The sequence below is a fragment of the Caldivirga sp. genome, assembly GCF_023256255.1.
In the GTDB taxonomy this organism is placed as follows: Archaea; Thermoproteota; Thermoprotei; order Thermoproteales; family Thermocladiaceae; genus Caldivirga.
Window position 1 is genome coordinate 24,253 of the sequence record NZ_JAGDXD010000056.1, and the last position, 7,037, is coordinate 31,289.

Here is a 7,037-nt window from a genome sequence, read left to right on the forward strand (position 1 = left end):
ATTGATGAGTACCTTAGGTATAGCTATAAGATTAAATACTTAGCCTTAAAACGCCTTTCACCATTCATAAGGGAAAGCACGCATTGAAGAGGATCCTGATATTTCTAGTGCCCTAAGTAATTTAATACTGTGTATTTAACCATTGGGTCTGGTATAATGTATTTATCGTTGATTTTAGCCAAGTATCCATACCTAACCAGGTTCCTTAATAATTCATTGAACCTCACATCAGATATGCTACCTACCTTAACCTCAACATATCTCTTGATTTCACTCCACGTATCTAAACCATGGGCCACAGCGCCTAGTATTGCCAAATACCTAGCTCTGGCTGGTCTAATTAATTCGCTTAGCTCGTCAATCACTAGTTTTGAGCCTTCCTCAAACACTCTGCTTAATGCATCGCCATGGTTTAGACCTACCATGCCCCTTAGGTATCCATATAGTGTTAACCAGCCAATAACGCCATCAACTTTATCATAGACCTCAGCTAACTCGGTATCACTAACTTCAACGTTAAGTTCCTTAAAACCAGCCCTCAGGAAATCAATACTTAGTTCCCTACTAAACCTATCAACGTAAATCTCCTTAACATACCTACCATAAAGTGGTGCCTTAGCATCATTAAGTCTTAGGAAATCCCTTAGCACGCCGATTTCGCTTCCAGTTATGATGAATTTAATGTTACTTAAGTTATCGTAGGCCCATGCCAAAACGCCATCATACCTAATGTTTGAGAACCTCATGTATTGGGCCTCATCAAGTACAATAATAAACATAGTGGAGTTATCAATACACCACCTATTAATAGCGTCAAGTAACTCAGTTAAGTTAACATGCACATTACCATTAATCCTAATCTCAAGGCTATCTGAACCAACCTTAATCCACTTGATCTTGGTTAGAATCTCCTTAATACTTAACCATAACCTTCCACTTATGTTCATAAAGCCCCTAAACTCATTAAGCATGTACTTAACTAGGCTAGTCATGCTGACGCTGTTCTCTGTAAAGTATATCCGTCTAACATCAATCAAAACATAAGGATGTGTTAACTCACTTAAAAACGACTTCACAAGGCTAGTTTTCCCAACCCTACGAACACCGTAAACTACAATGATCTTCTCATCCCTATTTACTGCATCATACAGTTCCCTAAGTTCATAATCCCTATCATATAGATCAATTCTACTGTTCTTTGGTTCAAGGTTAAATAGCATAACTAACGCCTCCCGTTAGTAACTAACACTCCCCGTTAGTATTTAAAAGTTATTTTACAATACTTCACTTCACTAAAACACTTATGAGATTAAAATGAATCATGAGAACGGGGATAACTAAATGATAGTATGAGGGTTCATTTAAATGATTAGGCATTGTATAATTATCTCATTGGCTTAACTGAAGTGCCTAGCCATTTCCTCATTACCAGGCATTTTAAGTATTGCATCTATGACTTGGTTCGCTTGCTCATTGCTCTTAGTCCTTGGGTCAATTATAAGCCAGTTAAATAAAGCATCCCTACCGCCTCCTAGGAATGCCTCAATGGCCCATTCACCCCTAATCACCCTAGGCATTATAGTGTACTTAAGTACCCTGCCCCATGCCTTAGGTAAGTTACTGAAACTTAACCTATGGACACCCTTAGCATCAATTACGGCAGGCATTTCCACGGCCACATCATCCTGTATGCCTGGTATTGCACCCTGATTGGGTACATTTACTTCAATGGTCTTAGCCTTATCCTCAATCATGGCTTCAATAACCATTGTAACCGGCTCACCTTCACTCCTGACTGGTGGTATATGTTCAGTTAATGGCTTAGTCTCATTCTCGAGGGCTCTCTTAAGTTCATTAAACTCAATCTTATGCCACGTTAAGTACATTGCCCAACCTATCTCCGAGTCTGGGCCACCTAATGGCCCGTACCAATACTGTTTGGTCTTAAGGTCCCAATGATACTTCCATGTCCCGCTCCTAACAGTGTCACCTATTGGCCATAGACCATATGCCCTATACATGTCAACGGCCGCTGGTGAAATATGCACATCAAATGGATTACTCTGCTCCTCCCTCCACCTCTCGAAGTATTGGCTTGACTTAACGTTAATCCATTCATCAATTAGGTGATATGCGTCTTCGCCATTGTATTTAAGCCTAGTTAACCAGTCATCATGGTTAACCCCAATAACCTCAATCTCGGCCTTACCCTCATCTAGTCCAAGAACCCTAAGCAAATCCTTATAGGCATAGTAGCCATCACATAGCCCAATCACCTTAGCCTTAGTCTCCCTACTAATCAGTGTCGTCAATTCGAAGACTGGGTTTGATACGTTTAGGAGCCAGGCATTTGGTGCGTAATCCACAACGTCGTTAGCTATATCTAGGGCTAGTTTAAACTGGTAGTAACCCCAGATTGTGTGGTAATCAGACACCATGTTCCACTCAACACTATTAATACCCCTATAGTACCCATACTTCTCGGAGATCTCTCTCATCCTCTCATAATGCCCATGCCCCTTGGCTAAGGTTGAGTTGACCACGAAGTCAGCGTCCTTAATAGCCTCCCTTCTATCCGTGGTGGTAACTATGTTTAAGTTACCCTTAACCTCCGAAACATACCTCTTAGCGAACCTACTAACCAAGGCCAACCTACCCTCATCAATATCCATTAAAACCACGGTACTACCACTAAGGCTTGGTATTAGAGCTAGGTCTTTAACGAGACCAATGGCCCATGCAGCGCTACCAGCACCTATTAGGGCTATCTTATATCCATGACTAGACACCATGAGTGTAATGTTTTCAAGTACTTTTAAAGTTAATTATATATAGGTTATTAGCAATAGTAAAAATATTATATAGCTAAGTTATTAATTAATATTATTTAGGTGAATCCATTAAATTAATGAATCATCTCCATTCACTTGGTTCAACGCTAGTCCTGACCTTATCCTCATCGTTCAACCTCCATAAGCCCCTCTTAAAATCCAGGAGAACTATGCCTAATTCACTGGCTACGTAATCACTCAACAGTATTTCATCAATAACTTGGGTTAACGATCACGTTAACTAATATTGGTTTAATTCGCCTATCCTCAAGAATTAGCTCAAGCTCAGCGGCACTCTCGAAGAGGTATGCCTCTGCCTCACCGCCACCAGTATCAAGGGTTATTAATTCCCCTGTTCTTGATGGTGGCCATAGGCCCAAGGCTCTAGCTGCCCTAACAGGTACCGCTACGTCTGGTGAAACTGTTTCAAAACCACTATTAAGTAATGCCGATGACTCTATCTCATTGCTTCCGCTCCTTAGCCTTATCCGCACCCTCGCCGCCATATGGAATTACCTTAGCCATAACAGCCCTACGTCTCATGTAACCTAATCTCCTCCTAGGTCTCCTCATTCTCCTATATATCCTAGCTAATTCATCAAAGTCAACTGACACATTTAGTAATTGTTTAAGGTCTTTAAAAGGGTTTAGGAACCGTCTTACATTACATGATAAGAAGCTTCAATGTGCTTACTCTCCTTATTAACTTCAATTGAAGTTGGTTACAGTATTTGGACTTGATTCGTGGGTTCATGAAGCAACTTATTAAACGCCGCCTATGAATGGTTACCTATGGTGGTTATTGCCTTAGATTCAGGTAAGACTAGGACTAACGCTGTGGCTATTAATAGTGACTTAAATGTGTTATGTAGGGTGAGTGGTAGAGGTGGTGGATTAATCTATGATAGTGGAGTGATAACTAATACATTGCTTGGGGTTATTGAGGAGTGCATTAGATTAATGGGAATTGGGACCAGTAGCATTGATGCCATAGTCATAAGCTGGGCTGACTTAGATACTGAGGCGTATTGGGTTAAGGCAAGCGGAATCATCAATGAATTATCCGTGAAGCTTAACATACCGCGTAGTAAACTAGTATTTGATCATGATGCAGTAGCGGCATACTACGCCGTAACCCTAGGTGAACCCGGTGTAGCTGTCATAGCCGGTACTGGTGCTATTGCACTGGGTATGAATGCCCGTGGGGAAAGGGCTAGGTCCAGTGGTTGGGGTTGGTTAATTGGGGATGAGGGTAGTGCAGGTTGGATAGCGTTAAAGGCGTTAAATGCGGCTTCAAGGGCATATGACGGTAGGGGTCCCTGGACAAGCCTGGTTAATAGGCTTAAGGATTACTTCAAGGTTAAGGACTTATTAAACATACTTGACGTAATGTACGCCGAGCCCCCTGAGATTGATAAACTGGCTAAGTTAGCGGTACTAGTTTCAGAGGAGGCTGAGGGGGGTGATGAGGTTTCAGTAAGCATACTTAAGGAGGCTGGGAGGGAATTAGCGCTAAATGCGATAACGGTTGCTAAGAGACTAGGCATGATTAATGAAAGCATTGTGATTGGGGGAGTAGGTAGCGTGTTCAGCTCCAGGATTGTTAATGAGGAATTTAAGGAGACGGTAACCAATACGTTAGTTAAGGCTAGGGTCAAGGAACCCCTAGTGGGTAATTACCCACTACTAGGGCCAGTAGTCATGGGTCTAAGTAGAATTGGTAAGAAAATAACAAGTATTGATGCTGAGAAATTATTGAAGGAACTATAATTTCCCCATTACTAGCTAGGATTCCCAAAGCCCTGAATATCATCATTGATAATCATTAAAATTCATTATACCACGTAGGTGTACATACGTAATCATTCAATTAGATGCTGGCAGAATTAAGGCATATTTTTATTAAACAGAGCACACGCTAATGTGTGTTTAAGTTGAGTGAAGCGCTTAGTAGGCTTAAGGAATTCCCATGGGCCAATTACCTCCTGCTTTACGTGATGCTCTTTGGATCACTGGCCAAGAGGAATGTTGGCAATGATAAAACGGGTGGCAAACCTTGCCCTTTAGGGCTGGGTTTAAAAGCTCTGACTGTGCTGAGGGTTTTAGCAGTCCTGCTGGTCAACTCCAGTTAAGATGGGGAGTGGGGGCCGACAACCCTAACAATACCAGTGGGGCAACCAAGTAGCCCCCAACAAAGGGGTGTAACCCCCAAGACCCCAAGGAACCCTCGCCCCTTAAAGGGCAAGCATTGAGCTTACGTTGGTGGATAGCGGGTGCTCAACTCCATGAGCTTAGCCATTACCTTAGACGTTAATTCATAAGTTGCTGAAATATTTGAGTTAAGTACCTGTAGTTGATTAATTATGAAGTCCAGCTTACTTGCTAGATCCCTATGCATTTCATTAATCCTACTATTTAATGCCTTAACATCCTCTCTTAGCACCTTAATATCCTCTCTCAGTAACTTAATGTTATCAGTCATGGAGTAGAGGAGTATTAGTTCAGCATCTTCCCTAGAAACCGCTTTACTACTCAGTAGATTGGGTAATTGAGATAACACGTAATCTAAGCCCTTACTGCTGAGAAGTCCAAGTAATTCACTCAAGTCCATGGGTAATCAAGTTCTTAAATGCTTATAAACTTTATTTTAACATACGAAGAATATCTTTACTGACTCTTGATGTCTAATCTTTTCATAGTTTTTATTAATTAAATTTAAATGCTTAAATTATTAATATCTTAATAAAGAGTTCAATCTTTATTTTGACTGGGGGTTAACTCCCCCTTTGTGGAATGGGGATTTCACTAGGTACCTTCCTACACCTCACCACTGCTCATAAGTCCTGCAGTAACATACCTCCAGCTAAACATCAACCATAAAACCCATAAGTTTTACGTACGCAACAACAGCTTAACATTAAGAGGAATAGAAGCAACCAAAATAACAAATGTTAACACTAATGCATCCTATTCCTCAGTCCCAGTGTTGAATGATGCATGAGAACTACTCATTAAATAGATAAGTAATCCAGCTCAATAATGGTATTGATGAAGACTTTCATTTAACATAATTCTTAGTATTCCTCAAGTACATACCCACTATACCTATAGCCATAGTATACATATGCTTACGCTTATTAATATTTCCCCTGAAGACTCAATTAATGTCGGACATGCTTCAGGATATTTCAGAAATAGGCACCTCACTTAATGCGTTATCAACCATGATTAATGAGATTGAGGAGTTAGGGTCACGTTACAGGAATGTAAGTAGGGTTTTCCTGGTTGGCGCCGGCTCATCATACTACGCCTCAATGTACGCTGCATCTCATGCTCTACATGCAAAATTAAGTAAATGCACCTACGCCTTACCATCATCCGAGTTCCTATTTAATTACCCTAGGATTATTAACTCATCAGACCTAGTTATTGCAGTGTCCAGGTCTGGGGAAACTGCGGAGACCCTTGAAGCCTTAAGTAGGGCTAAGGCTAATGGTGCAGCAACAGTAATGCTAAGCATAAGTAGGGGTGGTGGCTTAGGCTTCATAGACAATTACCTCACGCTCAATATTGGGCCTGAAAGGAGTCTAGTCATGACTAAAAGCTTCGTAGCATTATCGGCTGCGGCGTTAGTATTAATGGGTTCTATCCTTAATATTAACATTAATTACGGTGAGTCAATGAAGGCATTAGTAGATTGCATTAACAGGTTACTCAATAATAGTGAGTTAGTAGGAAGACTTAGCGAGACTGTTGGAGAATGGGTTAATGCTAGCATATCTAGGTTCGTTTTCCTAGGCCATGGATCATCATACCCCCTAGCCCTTGAGTCCGCGTTGAAGTTTCAGGAAACATCATATGCAGCTACTCAAGCACTTAATACCCTTGAGTTTAGGCATGGGCCAGTGGCAACCATTGGTGAGAGGCAGGTAGTGGTCATTATTAACCAAGTTAATTCAATGAGTGATGCTGCTAATAGGTTATTTCATGAATTATCAGATAGGAGTAAGGGTACTGATACGAGGATCCTCATGGTTACAAACAGTAACGCTAAGGGGAATGGCATTATTAATGTTGAGTGTGAAACTGGGCTTGAGGAATTTGATGCATTAGCCTTAATCACCCCAATATACCTACTAGCCTACTACAATGCAGTTAAGAGGGGTATTGACACTGAGAAACCAAGAGGCTTAGTCAGGGTTGTTA

The 7,037-nt window shown here is 41.1% G+C and carries 7 protein-coding genes; 2 read left to right on the forward strand and 5 right to left on the reverse strand.

All coding sequences use genetic code 11. From position 1 onward, the window contains the following. Positions 1-104 precede the first annotated feature (104 nt). From Q0C29_RS09130 to Q0C29_RS09145, 4 genes are all read right to left on the reverse strand, one after another. Positions 105-1,220: an ATP-binding protein gene (locus Q0C29_RS09130; RefSeq protein WP_292000353.1), complete on the reverse strand. Its 1,116-nt coding sequence runs from the start codon at positions 1,218-1,220 to the stop codon at positions 105-107. Positions 1,221-1,397: 177 nt separating this feature from the next. Beyond that, positions 1,398-2,792: an alpha-glucosidase/alpha-galactosidase gene (locus Q0C29_RS09135; RefSeq protein ID WP_292000354.1), complete on the reverse strand. Its 1,395-nt coding sequence runs from the start codon at positions 2,790-2,792 to the stop codon at positions 1,398-1,400. A 251-nt stretch (positions 2,793-3,043) separates the two neighbouring features. Then, on the reverse strand, positions 3,044-3,325 hold the full coding sequence (locus tag Q0C29_RS09140) for a hypothetical protein (protein ID WP_292000355.1): 282 nt from the start codon (positions 3,323-3,325) through the stop codon (positions 3,044-3,046). Then, positions 3,294-3,446 carry a hypothetical protein gene (locus tag Q0C29_RS09145; RefSeq protein ID WP_292000356.1) on the reverse strand — a complete coding sequence of 51 codons (153 nt, stop codon included), beginning with the start codon at positions 3,444-3,446 and terminating at the stop codon, positions 3,294-3,296. Before Q0C29_RS09145 ends, Q0C29_RS09140 begins: the two co-directional genes overlap by 32 nt. Positions 3,447-3,626: 180 nt before the next feature. Here Q0C29_RS09145 and Q0C29_RS09150 point away from each other — a divergent pair, with 180 nt between their 5' ends. After that, positions 3,627-4,601 carry a BadF/BadG/BcrA/BcrD ATPase family protein gene (locus Q0C29_RS09150; RefSeq protein ID WP_292000357.1) on the forward strand — a complete coding sequence of 325 codons (975 nt, stop codon included), beginning with the start codon at positions 3,627-3,629 and terminating at the stop codon, positions 4,599-4,601. A 484-nt stretch (positions 4,602-5,085) separates the two neighbouring features. On the opposite strand, the gene Q0C29_RS09155 is transcribed toward Q0C29_RS09150, so the two are convergent. Next, positions 5,086-5,442 carry a hypothetical protein gene (locus tag Q0C29_RS09155; protein ID WP_292000358.1) on the reverse strand — a complete coding sequence of 119 codons (357 nt, stop codon included), beginning with the start codon at positions 5,440-5,442 and terminating at the stop codon, positions 5,086-5,088. A gap of 553 nt (positions 5,443-5,995) precedes the next feature. On the opposite strand from Q0C29_RS09155, the gene Q0C29_RS09160 reads away from it, so the two are divergent. Further along, on the forward strand, positions 5,996-7,037 hold a 1,042-nt coding region (locus Q0C29_RS09160; RefSeq protein WP_292000359.1), incomplete at its 3' end, for an SIS domain-containing protein.